The sequence below is a fragment of the Mesorhizobium sp. M1338 genome (assembly GCF_040318045.1).
Classification (GTDB): domain Bacteria; phylum Pseudomonadota; class Alphaproteobacteria; order Rhizobiales; family Rhizobiaceae; genus Mesorhizobium.
The window spans coordinates 21,211-40,160 of the sequence record NZ_JAMYLL010000048.1 but is presented as its reverse complement, the minus strand read 5'-3'; the positions used below and the strand labels follow the sequence as shown (position 1 = coordinate 40,160).

21 protein-coding genes and 1 pseudogene are annotated in these 18,950 nt (G+C 61.0%); 8 read left to right on the top strand and 14 right to left on the bottom strand.

What is annotated here, in order from left to right:
• On the bottom strand, positions 1–779 hold a 779-nt coding region (locus tag NKH19_RS27690; protein ID WP_352983203.1), incomplete at its 3' end, for a 2-hydroxyacid dehydrogenase.
• Positions 780–791: 12 nt separating this feature from the next.
• Positions 792–1,916 carry an acetylornithine deacetylase gene (gene argE, locus NKH19_RS27685; RefSeq protein WP_352983201.1) on the bottom strand — a complete coding sequence of 375 codons (1,125 nt, stop codon included), beginning with the start codon at positions 1,914–1,916 and terminating at the stop codon, positions 792–794.
• A 239-nt stretch (positions 1,917–2,155) separates the two neighbouring features.
• Here argE and NKH19_RS27680 point away from each other — a divergent pair, with 239 nt between their 5' ends.
• Together NKH19_RS27680 and NKH19_RS27675 are read left to right on the top strand one after the other, a co-directional pair.
• The gene (locus NKH19_RS27680; RefSeq protein WP_352983199.1) at positions 2,156–3,055 is read left to right on the top strand and encodes a GNAT family N-acetyltransferase; all 900 of its coding nucleotides are present in this window, start codon (positions 2,156–2,158) and stop codon (positions 3,053–3,055) included.
• A gap of 262 nt (positions 3,056–3,317) precedes the next feature.
• Positions 3,318–3,501 (top strand): annotated as a pseudogene (locus tag NKH19_RS27675) (ABC transporter permease); the annotation flags it as partial.
• Between the two features lie 47 nt (positions 3,502–3,548).
• Here NKH19_RS27675 and NKH19_RS27670 read toward each other — a convergent pair.
• Positions 3,549–4,418: a LysR family transcriptional regulator gene (locus tag NKH19_RS27670; protein WP_352971161.1), complete on the bottom strand. Its 870-nt coding sequence runs from the start codon at positions 4,416–4,418 to the stop codon at positions 3,549–3,551.
• A gap of 211 nt (positions 4,419–4,629) precedes the next feature.
• On the opposite strand from NKH19_RS27670, the gene NKH19_RS27665 reads away from it, so the two are divergent.
• From NKH19_RS27665 to NKH19_RS27655, 3 genes are all read left to right on the top strand, one after another.
• A complete protein-coding gene (locus NKH19_RS27665; protein WP_352879570.1) occupies positions 4,630–4,785 on the top strand; it encodes a YjiS-like domain-containing protein in 156 nt (51 codons plus the stop codon).
• A 326-nt stretch (positions 4,786–5,111) separates the two neighbouring features.
• Positions 5,112–5,960: an S-formylglutathione hydrolase gene (fghA, locus tag NKH19_RS27660; protein WP_352983197.1), complete on the top strand. Its 849-nt coding sequence runs from the start codon at positions 5,112–5,114 to the stop codon at positions 5,958–5,960.
• A 115-nt stretch (positions 5,961–6,075) separates the two neighbouring features.
• Positions 6,076–6,609, top strand: coding sequence for a hypothetical protein (locus tag NKH19_RS27655; RefSeq protein WP_352983196.1), 534 nt, complete (start codon positions 6,076–6,078; stop codon positions 6,607–6,609).
• Between the two features lie 36 nt (positions 6,610–6,645).
• On the opposite strand, the gene NKH19_RS27650 is transcribed toward NKH19_RS27655, so the two are convergent.
• The 11 genes from NKH19_RS27650 to NKH19_RS27600 form a co-directional block, all read right to left on the bottom strand.
• Entirely contained in the window at positions 6,646–7,236 is a 591-nt protein-coding gene (locus NKH19_RS27650) for a hypothetical protein (RefSeq protein ID WP_352983195.1), read from the bottom strand.
• A complete protein-coding gene (locus NKH19_RS27645; RefSeq protein WP_352983194.1) occupies positions 7,233–7,817 on the bottom strand; it encodes a L,D-transpeptidase in 585 nt (194 codons plus the stop codon). The genes NKH19_RS27650 and NKH19_RS27645 overlap by 4 nt, the downstream gene beginning before the upstream one ends.
• The gene (locus NKH19_RS27640; protein WP_352983192.1) at positions 7,801–8,964 is read right to left on the bottom strand and encodes a CpaE/TadZ family protein; all 1,164 of its coding nucleotides are present in this window, start codon (positions 8,962–8,964) and stop codon (positions 7,801–7,803) included. The genes NKH19_RS27645 and NKH19_RS27640 overlap by 17 nt, the downstream gene beginning before the upstream one ends.
• Positions 8,961–9,596 carry a TadE/TadG family type IV pilus assembly protein gene (locus NKH19_RS27635; RefSeq protein ID WP_352983190.1) on the bottom strand — a complete coding sequence of 212 codons (636 nt, stop codon included), beginning with the start codon at positions 9,594–9,596 and terminating at the stop codon, positions 8,961–8,963. The genes NKH19_RS27640 and NKH19_RS27635 overlap by 4 nt, the downstream gene beginning before the upstream one ends.
• Positions 9,590–10,087, bottom strand: coding sequence for a TadE/TadG family type IV pilus assembly protein (locus NKH19_RS27630; protein ID WP_352983188.1), 498 nt, complete (start codon positions 10,085–10,087; stop codon positions 9,590–9,592). Before NKH19_RS27630 ends, NKH19_RS27635 begins: the two co-directional genes overlap by 7 nt.
• Before the next feature lie 4 nt (positions 10,088–10,091).
• The gene (locus tag NKH19_RS27625) at positions 10,092–11,609 is read right to left on the bottom strand and encodes a TadE/TadG family type IV pilus assembly protein (protein WP_352983187.1); all 1,518 of its coding nucleotides are present in this window, start codon (positions 11,607–11,609) and stop codon (positions 10,092–10,094) included.
• A 71-nt stretch (positions 11,610–11,680) separates the two neighbouring features.
• Entirely contained in the window at positions 11,681–11,953 is a 273-nt protein-coding gene (locus tag NKH19_RS27620; protein WP_352983185.1) for a hypothetical protein, read from the bottom strand.
• 4 nt (positions 11,954–11,957) lie between these two features.
• Positions 11,958–13,400, bottom strand: a complete 1,443-nt coding sequence (locus NKH19_RS27615) for a type II and III secretion system protein family protein (RefSeq protein WP_352983183.1) — start codon at positions 13,398–13,400, stop codon at positions 11,958–11,960.
• A 55-nt stretch (positions 13,401–13,455) separates the two neighbouring features.
• Positions 13,456–14,511 (bottom strand): Flp pilus assembly protein CpaB, encoded by a 1,056-nt coding sequence (gene cpaB / locus NKH19_RS27610; protein WP_352983181.1) that lies wholly within the window; start codon positions 14,509–14,511, stop codon positions 13,456–13,458.
• 93 nt (positions 14,512–14,604) lie between these two features.
• Positions 14,605–14,820 (bottom strand): Flp family type IVb pilin, encoded by a 216-nt coding sequence (locus tag NKH19_RS27605; RefSeq protein WP_352983180.1) that lies wholly within the window; start codon positions 14,818–14,820, stop codon positions 14,605–14,607.
• Positions 14,821–14,835: 15 nt separating this feature from the next.
• The gene (locus NKH19_RS27600) at positions 14,836–15,060 is read right to left on the bottom strand and encodes a Flp family type IVb pilin (protein WP_064991300.1); all 225 of its coding nucleotides are present in this window, start codon (positions 15,058–15,060) and stop codon (positions 14,836–14,838) included.
• A 531-nt stretch (positions 15,061–15,591) separates the two neighbouring features.
• On the opposite strand from NKH19_RS27600, the gene NKH19_RS27595 reads away from it, so the two are divergent.
• Genes NKH19_RS27595 through NKH19_RS27585 form a run of 3 tightly spaced genes read left to right on the top strand, consistent with a single transcriptional unit; the run spans position 15,592 to position 18,917 of the window.
• On the top strand, positions 15,592–16,977 hold the full coding sequence (locus NKH19_RS27595) for a TadA family conjugal transfer-associated ATPase (RefSeq protein ID WP_352983178.1): 1,386 nt from the start codon (positions 15,592–15,594) through the stop codon (positions 16,975–16,977).
• Positions 16,977–17,948: a type II secretion system F family protein gene (locus NKH19_RS27590; protein WP_352983176.1), complete on the top strand. Its 972-nt coding sequence runs from the start codon at positions 16,977–16,979 to the stop codon at positions 17,946–17,948. Before NKH19_RS27595 ends, NKH19_RS27590 begins: the two co-directional genes overlap by 1 nt.
• Before the next feature lie 18 nt (positions 17,949–17,966).
• On the top strand, positions 17,967–18,917 hold the full coding sequence (locus NKH19_RS27585; RefSeq protein ID WP_352983175.1) for a type II secretion system F family protein: 951 nt from the start codon (positions 17,967–17,969) through the stop codon (positions 18,915–18,917).
• The last annotated feature ends 33 nt before the right edge of the window (positions 18,918–18,950 follow it).

Below are 18,950 nucleotides of genomic sequence, written 5' to 3'. Positions count from 1 at the left end.
CAGAACGGATGGCTCGGAGGCAGCGGTTCAGGATCGGTCACGTCGATCATCGCCGCCGACAGATGGCCGCTGTCGAGCGCGGCGACAAGGGCCTCGTGGTTGAGCTGCGGCCCCCGGCCAGCGTGGACGAGCGCCGCGCCCTTGGGCAGTTTCTCAAACAGGTCGGCATCCAGGAGGCCGCGCGTGTCCCCGGTCAGCGGCAGCAGGCAGATTAATATGTCGCTGGCCGCGAGCATATGTTCCAGCCCAAGCTCGCCATGAAGACAGGTCACACCCTCGATTTGCCGCGGCGAGCGGCTCCAACCGGCGAGCGGAAAGCCGAAGGGCTTCAGCCGGTCGAGGACGGCTTGGCCGAGCTGCCCGAGGCCGAGCACACCGATCCGGCGCGACCTGGCCTGAAACTGCGGGATATCGCGCCATTTGCCGGCGCGCTGCTGCGCCAGATAGACCGGCAGGTTGCGATGCAATGCAAGCACGGCAAGCGTCACATATTCCTGCATCATGCGCACGATGCCTTCCTCGACCGTACGCACGATCTTCACCTGTTCCGGCACGGTATCGAGGCGGAATTGGTCCACGCCAGCGCCAATCGAAAACAGGATCTCCAGGTTCCTGTAGCGGGCGAGGTCTTCTGGCGCGGTCCAGGTGATGAGATAGCGCACCGCATCGGGATCGACCGTCGCGGCGTCCATGGTGAAGGGGAGGTCCGGCAGTTCTTTGGCAAAGGCATCGGCGAAGACCGCGCCACGGCGCGCATCGGAATTGAACAGGAATGTCATCCCGGTTCTCCTTCAAGCCGCGCAACGTGCGCCCAGCGCTTCGATCATCCGCTGGCAAGCAGTTAGTTCGCTGGCAAGAATATATTCGTCCGGCTTATGAGCACGACCGATATCACCTGGGCCGCAGATGATCGCATCGAAGCCGGCGGCCTGGTAGAGGCCGGCTTCGGTGCCGTAGCTGACGGCGGCTAACGGCGCTTCGCCGGTCAGGTCGCTCAGCAGTGCAGCCAGCGCCGCCTCTTGCGGCAGCGACAGCGCCGGGTAGGCGCTCATCTGCGTCCACTCGACCAGAAAGCCGTCGGCTGCGAGGGCCTCGGCCCGCGCCTTGACCGGCGCGAGCAGGCTGGCCGGGTCGACACCGGGTATGGCGCGTGCCTCCAGATCCAGCGTGCAGGTGTCGGGGATGATGTTGACCGACTGCCCTCCTGCGATCACACCGGCCTGCAGCGAGGAGTAGGGCGGCTCGAAGGCGGGGTCGAACGGACCGTGCGTCAGCCGTTCGGCCTCGTTCACGGCTGCGCTCAGCGCACCGGCCATGGCGTGGATGGCGTTGAGCCCGAGATCGGGTCGGGAGGAATGGCCGGAGCGCCCGTTGACAATCACGCGGGCGGCCGTCTTGCCCTTGTGGCCGCGCACGGCGCGCATGCCGCTCGGCTCGCCGACAATGACGCCGAGCGGCTTTGCGCAAAGCTCGGGAAGGCGGGCGATCAAATGCGGCACGCCGCGGCATCCCACCTCCTCGTCGTAAGAAAAGGCGAGGTGAATTGGCCTGGCAAGGCGCAGCCCCACCAGCGCGGGCACGGCGGCGAGTGCCGCGGCAAGAAAGCCCTTCATGTCCGTAGTGCCGCGTCCGTAGAGCCGTTCGCCCTCCCGGCGTAGCGCGAAAGGGCTCGAACTCCATTGCGGCTCACTGGCGGGGACGACGTCCATATGGCCGGACAGTATGTAGCCCGGGACATCGGCAGGGCCGATCGTTGCGAAAAGATTGGAACGATCGCCTTCCGGACCTGGAAACACGGTGACCTGGGTTCCGTGTTCCGCGAGATAGGTCTCGATCCAGCCGGCGATATCGCCGTTCGGTCTGCCGGCGACCGATGGAAAGGCGACGAGACGGTCGAGGATGTCGAAGACGTCCATTCCAGCCCTCAAAACATTTCGGGTTCGCCGGATCGGTGCCGTCGACCATATGCTGCTAGATTTCCAGAGAGAGTGTGCGCGTTCTTTCGCGATTGCGTGCCGAAGGCGGAAGTGTTTCAGTTGAATCTTGCGTTGCTGGGCGGCATTCGAGCAATTCGTACTGGTCTGCTCGATTAGCGTTGTCGGGCAGAGGGTGGCCATCCGTGCGTGGCGCTTTAGTGCGGAAATCTTGCAGGGGCATGGACTTGAAGCCGTCCGAGAGCTTGAAAATCGATACTTTCTCGATGCGCATCGACGACATCGAAGGTGTCGATCTGGACCGGTTGCACGCACTCTCGCTCTCCGTGGGATGGCCGCATCGCGCCGAGGATTGGCAATTCCTGCGCCAATCGGGAGAGGGGTTCGTCGCGCTCGACGAGATCGGCCGGGTTCTCGGCTCGGCCATGTGGTTCGCGCATGGCACGGATTTCGCAACCGTGGGCATGGTCATCACCTCGCCGCGGCTCCAGACACTGGGTGCGGGGCAATGGCTGATGAAGCGGGTCTTCGACAGGGTAGCCGGCCGCGACTTGCGCCTCAATGCGACCAGGGCGGCAAGGCGGCTCTATCTCTCCCTCGACTTCCAGCCGGAGAAGACGGTCTATCAATGCCAGGGCATCGCCGGCCTGGAGACGACGGGTAGCCCGGGAGACATACGCGATGTCAGGACCTTGGGCGCAGGGGACATTCCCGCAGCTATTGCGCTCGACGCGGCAGGATTCGGCGTGAGGCGGGCGGCACTCATCGAAAAGCTTTTCGCACACTCGGCCGGCTATGGTCTTTTCAAGGATGGCAGGCTGAACGCATTCGCGCTCTGCCGGCCGTTCGGGCGAGGCCACGTCGTGGGGCCGGTCGTGGCGGAAAGCGATGCCGACGCTGTGGCGATCGTCCGGCCGCATGTGGCCGACCATTCAGGATCTTTCCTCAGGATCGACACCCACATGGACGATGGCGAGTTCGCCGCCTTTCTGTCGCACAGCGGAATGCCGGTTTTCGACACGGTGCTCACGATGTCGCTGGGCAAACGCCTCACCGATTTTGCCGTCGGCGCCGCAGTTGCACCGGTGACCTATGCGCTCGCCAGTCAAACTCTCGGCTAGTTCATTCCAGGACGCGGCCGTCCCGGCTAAGGCAGGCGTGCATCAACGTGGCGCATATCTAGCCAAGTTTTGACGATGAAAGTGTCGCGGAGTGATACGGAACGATACGGGAGGATGTCTGATTTTGCCCCACGAAAAATCCAATAAAATCAACGAGTTTCACACGTCCTGCGGGCCCACTATTTCATTTTCGGACAAGAGGAGCTGACTCGCGTGGCGGAAAGAAGCAAGATGGTGCGTAGAGTCTACATTGCATGACGATGTCACTAAGCGGCGCGCGCGGACGGCTCAATCCGGCATGGTATGAGCTCGATGCCATCGCCGCAGCCGTGATCGGCGGAACGTCACTTGCTGGCGGGGGTGGGCCGGATCGGGGCACGGTCATCGGCGCGGTGGTCCTGGGTGTGATGTCGTCAGGCTTCACGCTCCCGCGGTTCGACGCCTACGGCAACCGGCGCGTCGGGGCCAGCCGATACGGTCTATATCACGCGGTTTACCGGATCGGCGTCTCGCCGCGAAACAGCGGCTGGTGTGCTCGCATCAAGGCGGCAATCCGGTCGGCGACTTTTCGTACCGGCGGGGAGTGACGTTCCTCGTGATGAGTGACGATCCATTGGTCGGTTTCGAGTTCGGGGATGGGCTGTGCGACGCGAACCAGCCGCGGATCGCTGTCGCCGACGAAGCACGGAAAGATCGAAAGCCCGGCGCCGGCGGCTACCAGTTCGCGCACCGAATGGGTGTTGTTGCCGCGCACGGCGATGCGGTCGCCGTGATGGGCTTGTAGCCAGCGCGCCGAGGCAATGTTTGCCCCGTCGCCGGTGACGCCGACGAACAGCCCGGCTGCGATGCCATTGATCAGGTGGCGTCCGGAATAAATGGCGTGAGCGACCTTGCCGCTCTGACGGCCGGCCAGCCACTGCTCGGTCGGGCGCTCGCTGCGGATGCCGATGTCGGCGGCACGGCGGCCGATGTCGACCCGGTCGGTGGTGGTGACGAACTCCACCCTCATGCCGTCATCGACCGTCCAGATCTCGCCGATGTGGGCGGAAACGAAGGCCGAGGTCCATGGCCCGGCCGAGACGCGGACAATGCGGTCAGGCAGGTTTCCTTGGCGCCAGCGGGTCAGCGACTGCATTGCTGCCTCGACGTCTTCGGCGCGCCGCAGCAGTTCTTCACCGACCGGGGTCAGTCGGTAGCCGGTCTGCCGACGCACAAACAATGGCTCGCCGATCTGCTTTTCAAGCGCGGTGACGCGCCTTCCAAGGGTGGCTGCGCTGAGGCGCGTGGTTCCCGTCGCCGCGCTCAAGCCACCCAGCCGCGCAACGTCGAGAAACAATCTCAAATCGTCCCAGTCGATATCCATTTTGCAGAAATGAAAAACTCGTTGCGACCGTGGCTGTAGCGCGAAGTGGGCATCACGCGCAAGTATGCGGGCATTGGAGGCGTTGGACAATCCTGCTTGATGGGACAGTGAAAAGCGCCTCGACTGGCCAAGAAGCCAGCGCAATCCTTTCCATCGCGCGTGCCTTTCGCGCGGATGTTTTGCGCTTTCGACTAACCCAAAGGAGACGATCATGTTGTATGAACTTCGACGCCGTTTCGCCCGCTGGCTTTCCTATCGCCAGACGCTTGCGAGCTTGAGGCAGGTTTCGGACCGCACACTGGCGGATGCCGGCATTTCTCGCGAAGAGGTCCGCGAGCGTGTCCACCACGCCAGTCTGGGTCGTTGAGACAATGGAGGCGAGCATCGCCTCACACATTGCGGAACTTTAACCGGACCAGATGCGCGGGAACGACCGAGACGTTGACTTCGCGTTGGGCGCCCTCTCGGTAGCGGTGGCTTTCGCGCAGGGGGCGAGGCTCGCCCCTCAGCAACATGTTCTCCGCCGACCGGTCTTTAAAGCCCAGTCCCGCCCTTCTTCGCCTCGCCTTGCGTGACTTGCGTCATCCCACGGAATCCGGATCATGGTCCATCCTCCAGGGTTGCCGCGATCCCGACCGATGCCGTAGACACGGCGACCATGGTTGGCGTTTTGAATTGGCGGAGAAAAAGCACATGTCAGAACAGATGAAGATCATCTCCGCCGCCAGGTCGCACGGCGGCGTGCAGGGCGTCTATTCCCACGCTTCGGATGCCTGCGCCTGCGACATGAATTTTGCCGTTTTTGTGCCGCCGCAGGCCCGTGAAACGCCTTGTCCCGTGGTGTGGTACCTCTCCGGCCTCACCTGCACGCATGCCAATGTGATGGACAAGGGCGAGTACAGGCGGATGGCCGTGGAGCTTGGCCTGATCGTCGTTTGTCCCGACACCAGTCCGCGTGGCGCCGACATTCCCGACGAGAAGGACAATTGGCAATTTGGCAGTGGCGCCGGCTTCTACGTCGATGCGACGCAGGAGCCCTACGCGAAGAACTATCGCATGTACTCCTACCTCACCGAGGAACTGCCGGCCCTGATCGCGCGGGAATTTCCGGCCGTCATGACGCGCCAGGCGATCTTTGGCCACTCGATGGGCGGCCATGGGGCACTGACGATCGCGCTGAAGAACCCGGGGCGCTTCAAAAGCTGCTCGGCGTTCGCGCCGATCGTTCAACCGGCCACCGCCGGCTGGTCGAGGCCGGCCTTCGAAAAATATCTCGGCAACGACGAGGCCTCGTGGCGCGGCTACGACGCGACCTCGCTCATCGAGGATGGACACCGTTTTCCGGGGTTTCTCGTCGATCAGGGAACGTCGGACGGATTCCTCGATGATGGGCTGAGGCCCTGGCTTCTGGAGGCGGCCTGCGCCAAGGCCGGCATTCCGCTGACGCTGCGCATGCAGGACGGCTACGACCACTCGTATTTCTTCATTTCCAGTTTCATGGACGACCATCTGAGATGGCATGCGGAACGGCTTTCGTCATAAGCCGATTTGGGCGACCGTCTCTGGCACCGCCTTACGGAGCCGGACATTTCGCTGGAGCCGTTAAGCCTTGCGCAATCTATGCGGTCTATCTTGGCTGGTAGATTGTCGAGGGAACATGAAACGCAAGCCGCTTCTGCTTTTTGCCTTCCCATTTCTCATTCTTGCGATCCTGGCAGGGGAGCGCATGGCGACCTTCTTGCTGGGAACCTATCCGGCGAGCCCCGCCGCATGGTGGATATGGCTTGAACTGCGTCCTTTGTCGACGATGCTTTGGCAGCAGGTCGATGTCTATCTCGGGGGCTCGATGGCCCTTGACGCCGCCATCCTCGCTGGCGCATCGATCGTCTGCTGGATGGCGTGCAACACCAAAAGGTCGGCATTCTCGTTTCTCGCGAACCACGTCGCCCTGATTCTCGCCGGGCTGATGATCGCCGTCGGCACCCACTCTGAAACGGCGAGCACGATCGCGGCGTTCACGTCGCCCAGGGGTCTTCCGTACTCGCTGGCTATCGATTTCACCTTGAAGAACAGCCTGGTGCTGCTTCTGGGCACCGTGGCCTGTGCATACTGCCACATCGCTTTCCTGGCCGAAGCGCGGGATCGGTCCGTGCGGGCCATCCGCATCCTGGCCCTGCGGCGCGATCTCTAAACCGTCGGCACCTGCCCAGATCCAGACCTGCCGGGTCTAATTGATCCTGCGGTAATAGACCTTGCCGTCAGGCTGCTCCATGCGCTGGTAGTTGGAGCTTGGGGGAGGGGGCGCCGCCGGCGCAATCCTTTTCCTGGGCGCGCGTGGCGCTTCGATGACGCCAGGTTCGCTGTCGCCTTCGAGAGCTTCGGGCGCCTCCGCCAGCGTGCTGGTGGTGATCTCGGGCGGTTCCGCCGCGCTCGACATGGCCTCGCCGCCGGCGGCCGGCACATTCTGTCCCAACCGGGCAATGCTGCCATTGACCTCGTTGAAGCTGCCTTGCAACTGGCTGTCCAGTTTCTCGAACCTGCTCTGGAAGCCGTTGTTGACCGTGTCGAGCCGTGCCGCGATCCGCTGCTCGAACGCTCCAAGCTGCTCCAGCCGCGCTTCGACGAAACGCAGGTCGCTCATGCCGCGATAGAGATAGATCGCGGCCGCCATGTTGACCGCGGTGAGCAGCAAGGCACCGCTGGCGATGAGAATGCCGATCGTTTTTGCCTTGCTGGGTTTCTCGACGGCGACCGGTTCGCGCTGTTCCTGGTTTCCGATGTCGATCGCGGGCAGGCCCGGTTCGCTGATCGTCGTCATTGGACCACCACCTTTGCGCCGACCGCGACGCGCTTGAAAAGATCGATCACATCCGTGTTGGTAAGCCGAAAACAGCCTGACGTTCCGTCGAAGCCGACCCCCGACGGATCGTTGGTGCCGTGAATGCGGTAGAGCGTGTCGCGCCCGTCGCGGGACAGGTAGAGCGCCCTTGCGCCCAGCGGATTGTAGGGACCGGCGGGCACCATTTTCGGCAGCTCCGGCTGGCGGGCCCGCATTTCCCGGGGCGGGCGCCACTCCGGCCATTCGGTCTTCGCCCCCACCTTGACGACGCCCGTCCAGCCAAATCCGTCGCGCCCGACGCTGATCTGGTAGCGCAGCGCCTGGCCCTGGCGGGTCACCAGGTAAAGCGCCTTCTCGTCCTTGCGGATGATGATCGTTCCCGGCTGCTCGGCGGTTGCGAAAGCGACGGCCTTGCGCAGGCTGGGGCCCATCGCCGGCAGCGGCGGCCGCTCGACCGATCGCGCCTCGGCGAAGTCCTGCACGGACAGCGCCAGCGCCACGCCGAGCAAGCAGGCGCCGGCGAGCCTCGGGCCGATCCGATATCTATCGGGCAGCGTCATCGAGCCGTTCTTTGAACATCCGCTTCAGATCCTTGTTGAAGCGCGCCCGCCCATCCACTTCCGATGGCGGGATGGCCCTGTTCAGCGCGTCGGTCAGAAGCGCGTTGTCCAGCGCCACCGACTTGATGTGCGGCGCCTTGAATATCTTTTCGAGTTCGCTGCGCGAAAAGTGGTTCCCGAACCATTTGCGCTTGTGCTTGTTGGCGACCAGCGTGACGCTGACCGCGTTGCCGCGCAGCTCGCGGATCTTTTTGTAGAGCCGCTTGCCTTGCCGCAGCGACGCGACGTTGAGTTCGAAGACGATGAAGATCTCGTCGCTCGTCGAAAGCACGGAATTGTGCCAGGGCGTTTCGAGATTGGGCAGGTCGATGACGATGTCGTCGAAGCGGTAGGCGACGAGATCCAGAAGCCGGAAGACGAAGTCGCTGCCGTGCGGCTCGAACGGCAGTTGCGGCCGCTCGAACGCGTAGAGGGTGAGGCCGGACGGGCGCGATAGCTTGATGACGTCCATCAGCTCGACATCGAGCCGTTCCGGCTGGCCGATGATGCCGGCAAGGTCGAACTGGTTGAACAGATTGAGATAGGCGCCGCAATTGGCGCTCTGGAAATCGAGATCGACCAGGCAGGTGGAAGCCGCGCGCTCGGCCGATTTCGAGGCCAGGAACTCGGCCGCCGACAGCGCCAGCGTCGTTGCGCCCGCGCCACCGCTGGCGCCGATGAAGGTGATGATCCGGCTTTTCGTTCCCTGGTTGCCGGTGTCGTGGAAGGTCACCGCGTTGAGCAGCTCCTTGCCGTCGAGCGGCTTGTGCAGCCAGTCCGAGGCGTTCATGCGCACCAGCACGCGCGTCTGCTCCGACGTCAGCTCATCGGAAACCGCGATCAGCGGCACATCAGCCCACAGCGCGCGCGCCTCGACGATGCCGGGCCTGCCGAGCAACTCGCCATTGCCGAGATCGAGGATGACGATGCCCGGGCGCGTGTCCGCCGGCGGACCCTTGAGAAAGTCGCCCGTCTCGGAGATCCTGACGTCATAGATCGCCAATGCATCGAGCCGCGTCGCCACATCGCGCTTGAAATTCGGATCCGACGAGAACAGCGCCACCTGCTTCCGCTTGGTCGGCGTAACCTTGGTGTTGATGGCATTCATGGCCAGGTGCTCTTCATGTCTTCGCCCGTGACCGTGCTCAGCATGGAGGGCATGGTGATGGTTCCGAATCCGAGAAAACCGGCCAGAAAGAAGAACTGGAAGGGATGTTTTTCAATGCTGACGGTGATCGTTGGTACCGGCCCATTGGGGCGCGTCCAGTAGCCGAGGCCCGAAGCCTGATACTGAATCTGGACCTCGGATTTCAGAAGGGTTGGCAGGAATGTCAGCATTCCCGGCCGGTTGCTGCTGCCGCTAAAGATGAAGTCGAAAGCGGCCTGGTTCACATTGAGGTTTTGGCATGTGGCGCCTGTTCCACAGGTGCAAGACACAACTCCGGCGGCATTGGCCGTACAGACATAGCTGTAGGTGTTGGCTGGAACCGCCTTTCCCACGTCCAGCGAGTCGCTGGGTGTTTTTGCCTCGAGCAGAAGTCCGCTGGCGATCGGAGCGGAAATCTGCGCCAGCCGGGCGCCGGCTTGCACCGCTTTGTCACCAGCATTCCATTGGTAGAAGGCGTAGCCAAAGTCGACGAAACCAAGCAGCAGTGTCAGCAGCACGGGCATTGCAATGGCCGCCTCCACCATTGTCGCGCCGGATTGGTTTCTCCAGAACGTGCCCTGCGAGATCACCATCCCAAGACACGCTCCTGATGGAACACAGTGAGCTCAACGTTGCCAAAGCCGAGATAAGACCAGAGGCCCAGGGTAGGATACGGATATGCGGCGCTGACCTGCGCGACAACGACGGTTCCGGTGCTGCTGAGATAGAGCTGGGTACCGGTCGCGGAATCGATCGCCTGGAGCGATTGTGCCTTGGTGATGGTGACCTGACTTGTGGTCCACCCGGTAACCCTCGCGCTACCGTTAATGACGGCCCCGTTGACTGCCAGGTTTTTTGCCAATCCTGAACAAGTGTCCCAGTCACTGCTGCAGCGCGCCATATACCGAGAGGCATCCTCGACGCCAGCTTCAAGAAGCAGACGCGTATTGAAGATGTTCGAGAACTCGAAGACACCCGCTGCCAGCAGCAACACGAATGGCGTGACGACCGCTATCTCGACCAAGGCAGAGCCTTGTTCGTCATGGTGGAACCGCAAGAAGAACTGCCTCAGTTTGATGAACATGGCGCTACCGATAAAGCTGCGCTTCGTTGCGGAACGCCTTGTCGACCAGCGTGTTGTCGGCAAATCCACCATCGACGTCGACGATCTCAAGGCTGATGGGCTTCTCGTTTGCTGATGCGTCATCATCGTCCTTGCTGTTGTCCTGCTTCTGGACCGGGGTATTGATGAACACGCTGACATACCCGTCCGGCTTGATTTGGACGTGGCCGTTTAGCTTCTCTTGGTTGGCGATGCAGTTGACGATTGCCATGTTGAGCAGCCGGCGGTCGGGATCGGGTGTTGGTGTGTCCCCCTTGTAGCAGGCTGGCTCTCCGGATTCCTTTGTCGGCGCCTCCGACTTGTCCTTGTAGGATCCATTCGAGAGTTCGTATTTGTAGACGTCATATCGGGAAGCTGGAGCGGTCTTGGTGCCTGTCGGGTTGGTGGCGCTCGGGACGTTTGGATAAGCCACTCCGTGGTTTATCTGCCAGTAGTTCGTCCAAAAGCCTTGAGAATCGATCGCGTCTGACATGCCTTTCGCGTCGACATAGTTGGTTCCGGGCGGCAGAGGCAGCGCTGTGTTGTCGGTGACCGGGTCATACTTGCTGCAACCGGTTTTCTGGCCCTTTCGAACATTGCTCGCAGGGCGATAATTGAAGTCCTTGTTGTTCTTGTTCAGCGAGCCGCTGTAGAGATCGAACCGGACATTGAGACCCGTATTGACCTGGCCAAGCGTGACGCCGGTCTTCGTGGTGAGAGCATTGCGGTCGTAGCAAGTGCCAGAGGTTCCGATCGCAATGGCATCGCGCAGCGAGCTCAGGTTGTTGTCGACCAGCCCAAAATTGCCGGGGCCGGGGTTGGAATCGACCTTGAGGACGCGGAACTCGCGGGCGTAGGTATCGCCGGTCGCAAACGCCTGCTGGATTGTCTTGCTGGTCGACGGGTCGGTCGTCTCAAACGGGTTGCACATGAACAGTGGCACGGTTTCACAGATCGATTGAACGAAACCGGCCACGGCCTGGGCCCGGATGTCCATCGTGTCCGTGCCGCCGACGAGGCTTGCCGGAAAGATGGTTGCGAAGGCACCGGCACCCTTCGCCAGGCCGGACGCGTTTATCGTCACTTCCGCTAAAGACACCACTTTAGGATCGGTGCTGGCCCAGTTCACGCCGTCTGCATCGACGCCAGCGCTGGTCAATGTGGTCTCGTCGCTGGCTGGTATCCCGGTCAAGAAGGTGATGGTCACGTCTGCCAGAGCGAGAGTGTGACCCGCGCCTTGCTCTGAATACAGGGTCTGGTTGGCGAGCAGGGTCGTCACGGCCCGGTTGGCTCGAGTGATCGAATCCGACCTCCCGTCAAGTTCGGCGGCAGCCGCCAATGCAAGACCGTCAATACCCTTTTGCAACTGATGGTGAAGCCCGGTCGCCCGGCTCATGTCGAAGGCCAGCAGCGAAAAGCCAATAAGCACGGGCAGCATTATAGCGACAAGGATCATCGCTACGCCGCGTTGATCGTTCCAGAAGGCACGAATGGTCCCCAACATGACCTTACTCTCTGCTTTCTTGCGCCAGGGCCCCTCGCTTGCCCGGCGCCCTCCGCATCCTTCCGTTCAGTTCACTGTGCCACACCCGACCCGCCGACATTGACCGTGATCGCCGGCGGTGGCGGCGGTGGCGGCGGAAATTTGTAGCTGTGGGCAACAGCGGCGGCGCGCGTGCCGTCGCCTTCGATATGTGTGTTCTTCGAGTTCGGATTGAACGGATCGACCGTCTGCAGCAGCGAATTGAATTTCTGTGTGTCGCCAGCGGCCAACGTCACCGAATCATAATGGTTCAGATAGTCGGCGGCGCAGCCCGATAGTGCACCGGCGCACAGAATGAGGATCAAGGCGCTATTTCTTGACATAGAGCATCTTGTCCTTCGATTTGAAGTCCAGCATGTGGCCATAGGGGCCGGTGACGCCGTCGCCCGTTTCGTATTTGCGGATCATATCCTTGTTCACCTCAAGCTGACCGAGCACGAAGAATTCCGGATCGTTGGCCGGCCGCGTCTTGTCGAACGGCGTCGCCAGTTGTTCGCCGGGCTTCACCGGCCGCACGACATGCGGCGTGACGATGACGACCAGTTCGGTCTCTTCCTTCTGGTTGCTCGAATTTCGGAACAGCGTCCCGATCACCGGCACCTGGCCGAGCCACGGCACCTGGTTCTGCAGCTTGGTGGTCTTGCTGGACAGCAGCCCGCCGACCGCGAAGCTCTGGCCATCGCGCAGTTCGACGACGGTATCAAGCTTGCGGTTGGTGAAGATCGGGTCGCCGGCGGTGGTGAAGCCGGTCAGATCGCTGACCTCCGGCGCCAGCTTCATATGAATCTTGCCGTCGTCGAGTACGACCGGCGTGAACAGCAGATTGACGCCGAATTGCTTGTACGTGATGGTTACCTGGCCATCGGTGCCGATGACACGGATGGGCACTTCGCCGCCGGCGTTGAAGCTGGCCGGCTCGCCCGAAAGTGTCGTCAGGTTGGGCTCAGCCAGCGTGCGCACCACCCCCTTGGCCTCGAGTGCTTCGATAATCAGGTCGACCTTGATGTTGCTGTCGATAACCCGGGTGATCAAAGCCGCAAATGGATTGCTGCCCGACAAGAGGCCGCTGAGCAGATCGCCCGGGCCAAGCACCACGCCATCTTCGTCGGCGGCTGCAACGCCCGTGCCTGTACGGGTTGTGCCGCTGCCATTTGTGCTCCTGATCGACACGCCGAGATCGCGACCGACGTTGCGCTTGGCTTCCAGTACGCGCACTTCGAGATTGACCTGCTGGCTGTCGTCTACGATTACCGAGTTGATGACGGCGTCGGGTCCATATTGCTGCGCCACCTCCAGGATCGACGCCAGCGTGGCGCCATCCTTGACATGGCCCCCAAGTCTCACCTTGCCATTGACCGAGCCGATTTCGATGCGCGACTTCGGCGCCACCTGGCGGATCGCCTGCGCCATGTCGCTGACATCGACGCCGACCTCGATCTGGAGGGCGCCGAGCGAGCGCTTGTCCGTGGAGAAAAGATTGACCGTGGTTGTGCCGGCGCCCTTGCCGATGACATAAAGCGTGCGGTCGGTCATCGGCTGGGCATCGGCGATCTTCTCGTCGCCGACGACGATATCGCCCAGATTGGCACTCACCTGGACCGTCACCGATTGCGACATCGGCAGGAAGATACGATGGACGCTTGGGGTCGATACGTCGATGAAACGGTCGGCCGCGTCGGCCGCCAGGCTCGACGACAGCAACGCACAGAAAAAGGCCAGAACAGCGGCCGGTGATCCCCAGAACACGCGCATTTACGCTACCCCCTCGCCGGCTGATTCGGACTCCACATATCCTACTATGCCGGTGTTATTTTTGTCGCGGCACATCATATGTTTCGAGCTTTATACCTCGAAAGACACCGACTGTCGCCCGCGCCGGTGGTTCCGGCTGCACATATTTGACCACTTCCTTGACAACTTCTTTCACCTGCGGCGCAGATGCCACAGCCGGAGCCGGCTTTACCTTGCCCAGTTCGTCGAGGCGGCTTCCCACTTTTTCCACGGCCTGGGTCAAACCGGCGATCCTGTCCTCGGCGCGCTTGCGCTCGGCTGCGGCCTCGGCTTCCGCCGCTGCCTTCCTGTCGAGTTCGGCCTGCCTGGCGGCGACATCGGCCGGCGTTTCGCCGGTCAGGTCGGAAAGCGTCACACGTTCGGTTGTTTCGCCCTTGCTTGCGGCGGCCTGGCGAAGCGCCAGCGACAATTGGCCGGCGCCGGCTGCCAGGGTCAGCTTCTGCGCATCCTTGGTGCTGGCCTCGAGCGTCACCGATTTGACGACGGTCGGGCTATCCTTGCTCACATCGGCAACCTGGTCGACGGCAAGCACCTTCATGCTCTGCAGCAGCACGTCGACGAAACTCTTGTCGTCGCCATCGCCGCCGCGCTCGGTTCGCGTCAGCAATACGTCGACTCGGTCACCCGGGAAGACGAAGCCGGCGACGCCGAGGACGTCGTTGACCCGGATGGATACTGCCTTCATGCCTTCGCCGAGCACCGCCGAAAGCGTGGCACGCTGGCCGGGGCCGGTGATCTTGGTGGCGAGCACAGGTTCGTTGATGCCGATCGTCTGCAACGCCTGCTTGCTGCCTCCGCCGGCCGGAAGGTCTTTCGTCAAGAGTTCTTCCGTCGTTTTGAAAGCGCCGTCCGGAACCGCGCCCGCCGGCCATGCGACCTCACGCAATTTGTCGGCGGACAGCGTGTCGCCGAACTTCAAGGCGACGGCAGCCACCACGACCGTATCGCGCGGGACGTCATCCGTCCGCGCCATGGCATTGCGCTGGCTGGCCAACCAGATATTGGCGAGCACCACCGCCAGCACGCCGAACACGCCGGCGAGAACGATCATGATAAGTGTATTGACACGCATCTTTCCACCCCACCATCGCCCGCCGGGCGAATGTCAGCCCCGTCATATCGCGAAATTCTGGGCCGAAATCGAGCGATTCCGGCCCAGAAAGCTCTAGCAAGTGCCACCGGCACTGCCGTCGGCCTTGAGGCCCTTGCCGTTCATCGTTACGCAAAGGCCGGTGAATTGACTGCCGACCCATCCGCCGATGGCAATAACCGCAACGATCGATGCTGCTGCGACGATGCCGATCAGGATTGAGTATTCCACCATGGCAGCGCCGTTCTCATCGTCGTGGAACTGCCTGGCTACGTCGATAAGCCGCTTCATGGCTATCTCTCCTGATCAACCTGGGACGCAAGCGCCAGTGCCGGTGCCAGCAGCGTCGAGGCCCTTGCCGTTCAACTTCGTGCAAAGGCCGGTGAACTGGCTGCCGACCCATCCGCCGATAGCGATAACCGCCACGATCGATGCTGCGGCAATGATGCCGATCAGGATTGAGTATTCGACCATGGCAGCGCCGTTTTCATCGTCGCGGAACTGCCGGGTCATCGTCATGAGCTTCTTCATGTCAATTTCTCCCTTTGGAGGTTTGAACCCGACGAGACAGAGCCAAGGATGTACTCCATACCCAAGCATCCCCCGTCATCTCGATCCTAGGTCCCGAGAAATTGCAGAGTCAAATGACATTAAGAGTTCCTTAACTTTCATATATGTGATTCGGCAAGACGATTGCAAACCGAGATCTTACCAAGAGGTTGATTCTTTTCATTTTTCGATCGTCCTTAACCATTCGTTCACAATTTCGCCGTGGGTGTGGCAAAATTAGGGAAGCATTAGCTATAATGCATATTCCTTTATATCTAAGGGGTTAGCGGTGTTTCCGGAGCGGTTTGCCGCCGAAGAACAGACGGGCGCGGAAAGTGGGGTCGACGCTCTGACCGCGAACGGGCAGGCATATCAAATAGACACGTTATTTCAGGCCCGTGCTCTTAACTATGTAGAAAGTATTGGTTGTGCGGGGGGTGTCCGGGCGCTTGTGCGCCCGGTGGTTAACGTTTAGTTTCCGCTAATACGAATCTAAGGGGAGTATAAGCAATTATGCTGGGGCGGTTCATCAAGGGGCCAGGCGACAAGGTCGAGGCAAGAGCCGAGCCGACTGCAGCGCTGGCTGTTGTCCCAGCACTATCTCCGGTAGCCGAAATCGAATCCTATGGTGACGATTTCCTGACGCTCAAGGTCGAGCTTCATCGCCACCTTATCGATCGCTTCAATCTGACCGCTCTTGAAATTGCCTCCAAGGATGAGATCCTGAATGAGATCCGTCCGATCGTTCGCGAGTTCGTTCGCGCTCGTGCGGTGCCGCTGAATGCGCGCGAACTCGATCAACTGACCAGCGACACCGCCGACGAGATGCTGGGTCTCGGGCCGATCGAGCCGCTGCTCAAGGACGATTCCATTACCGATATCCTGATCAACACCCACAAGCGTGTCTTTATCGAGCGGCGTGGCATGGTCGAAGAAACGCCGATCCGGTTTCGGGATGAGGCGCATCTGCTGCGCGTCATCAACAAGATCGTTTCGGCTATCGGCAGGCGTGTCGATGAATCTTCGCCGATGGTCGATGCGCGGCTGGAGGACGGTTCACGCGTCAACATCGCGGTGCGGCCGGTCTCGGTCGACGGCCCGCTGGTATCGATCCGCAAATTCTCGAAAAATCCCTATTCGCTCGAGCGTTTGATGGCATTCAATTCGATCCGTCCGCCCATGATCGAACTGCTGCGGATCGCTGTCCAGGCGCGCAAATCGATCCTGGTTTCGGGCGGTACAGGCAGCGGCAAGACCACCTTGCTCAATGCTCTGTCGAGCTACATTCCGTCCAAGGAACGCCTGATCACCATCGAGGATGCGGCGGAGCTGCAATTGCAGCAGCCACATGTCGGGCGGCTGGAGACAAGGCCGCCCAATGTCGAGGGAAAAGGTGAGGTACGCCAGCGCGAATTGCTGAAAAACGCCTTGCGCATGCGGCCGGATCGCATCATCGTCGGTGAAGTGCGCGGCGAGGAAGCCTTCGACATGCTGCAGGCGATGAACACGGGCCATGAAGGCTCGATGACCACCATCCACGCCAACACGCCGCGCGACGCGATCTCGCGGCTGGAACAGATGGTCGGCATGGCGGGCATGCCGATGACACATGATTCAATCCGGGCGCAGATCGCATCCGCCATCGACATCATCGTCCAGACACAGCGTCTTTCGGACGGCGGCCGGCGTGTCACGTCCATATCGGAACTGACCGGAATGGAAGGCAATGTCGTCCAGCTTCAGGAAATCTATCATTTCGTCCGCCGAGAGGTCACAGCTGACGGCAAGGTCGTCGGAGATTTTCGCGCAACCGGTGTCCGTCCGCGCTTCGCTCCGGAGGCGGCGACGCTCGGGCATCATTTCGCCAAGGATGCCTTCAATCCGCAGGTTGCCCTCTGATGCCGACGGGTCAAGCTCTGCTGTACTTCATCTACATGCTCGCGGCGGCCTCGGTCATTCTCGCCGGAGAGGCACTATATCTTTCATTTGCCAGTCGCCGGTCGCGGATTGGCGTGATCAACCATCGGCTGAGGCGGTTGGCTGACGAAGCGCCAGCGGAACAGACCCTGCAAGGATTGCTGCGCGAACGTGGGCTGACGGAGTCGGGTGATTTTCTATTTGGCATGATCTGGCTGAACAGGCTCTATACTCAGTCCGGTATTACTGGAAACCCGATATTTTTCGCTGCGACGTTTCTCAGCGCTGGACTGGCACTTGCGTTGCTGATGTCGATCTTGTTGCACTTCTCTACCTTGGTGTCGCTCATCGTTTTTCTGGTGGTCGGATTCGGCCTGCCGCTTTTCGTTCTCCGCCGCGCCCGCAACAAACGAATTCTGAAATTTGCAAGACAGCTCCCGGATGCGCTCGACATGATCGTCCGTTCGCTGCGAGCCGGACATCCGGCTTCGGTGGCGGTCGGGCTCGTAGCGCGGGAGATGCCGGATCCGCTCGGCACCGAATTCGGCATTGTTTCCGATGAAATCACATTTGGTCTGAGCATAGAGCAGGCCGTGCGGAAGCTGTCGCAACGCGTGGGTTTCGAAGGCCTTCATCTGCTGTCGGTGTCGCTGTCGATCCAGTCCAAGACGGGCGGCAATTTGACGGGGATCCTGGCCAATCTCTCCGTGGTGCTGCGCGATAGGCAGAAACTCAGAATGAAGATCCGGGCGCTTTCGGGCGAGGGCCGCGTGTCCGCGTGGATCATCTCACTGTTTCCGGTGGTTATGTTCCTGATCCTTCAGGTGCTTGCCCCGTCCTACTACGGCGCCGTCTGGGGCAGTCCGATGATCTTGCCAGTGTTCACGATTTTCGGGCTGTGGGCGCTATTGGGCGACTTTATCATGTACCGTATGGTCAATTTCGATTTCTGACGGGAGCGAAGCAAAAACTTGTTTTCGAACATCCAGGATCTGAGCTTTTTGATCTCAGCTGCCGTCTTTGTGGCGGCGGTTGCGTTGTTTCTGTTCGGCGCGCTTGTCTTCTTGCCGGCATTGCAGACGCGGACGTTGGTCGCGCAAAGCCTGATGGCGGAAGGGATCGCCGATCGCCGTTCGCTCGCTGGACAGGAACTGCTTGCAAAGATTTCCGCGCAGCGGCCGGTCGACGCCTATTTCCGGTCGATGGAGAAGGAACGGGACGAACCAAATGCACTTGAGGCGAAGCTGTTTCGAGCCGGCTTCTATCAGGCCAGCGCTCCGCTCATTTACACCTTGTCGCGGCTTGGCGCCGTCTGTGCCGGCTTTCTGGCTGCTTATGCGCTCTTGTCACGAGTTCTCCCACCTCAATTGCCCGGTTTCATAGGTTTTGCCGGTTCCGCTCTTTTTGGGCTCGCATGCATCGTGGTTCCCGCCATCCTGCTCGATCGGTTCGAGAATGCGCAAAAGGAGATCTATCGCCGCGCCTTTCCCGATTTCATGGATATGATGATCACCTGTGCCGACGCGGGCATGAGCCTGGAGGCGGCAGTGGAGCGCGTCAGCAGCGAACTGGCCGGCACTCATAAATGGCTCGGCATCCAGCTCGCCATCATGAATCTGCAGTTGCGTGCCGGCAAGCCGCTGCGCGAGGCGCTGCGTGACCTCGCCGACCGAATCGGTCTTGATGAAGCGCGGGCCTTGGCCGTGCTGTTTCGGCAGTCGGAAGAACTCGGTACTAGCCTGACCGACGCTTTGCGGGTCTACAGCGAAGAGATGCGCAGTCAGAGAATTCTTCATGCTGAAGAACGTGCCAACTCCCTGCCTGTCAAAATGATGATTCCATTGGGGCTGTGCATCTTCCCGGTGGTGATGATGGTGATCATGTTGCCGGTTATCATCCGCATGAAGGGCATTTTCTTCTAAATGGATATATGCTTTGATTCTAAAAAAGAGTCG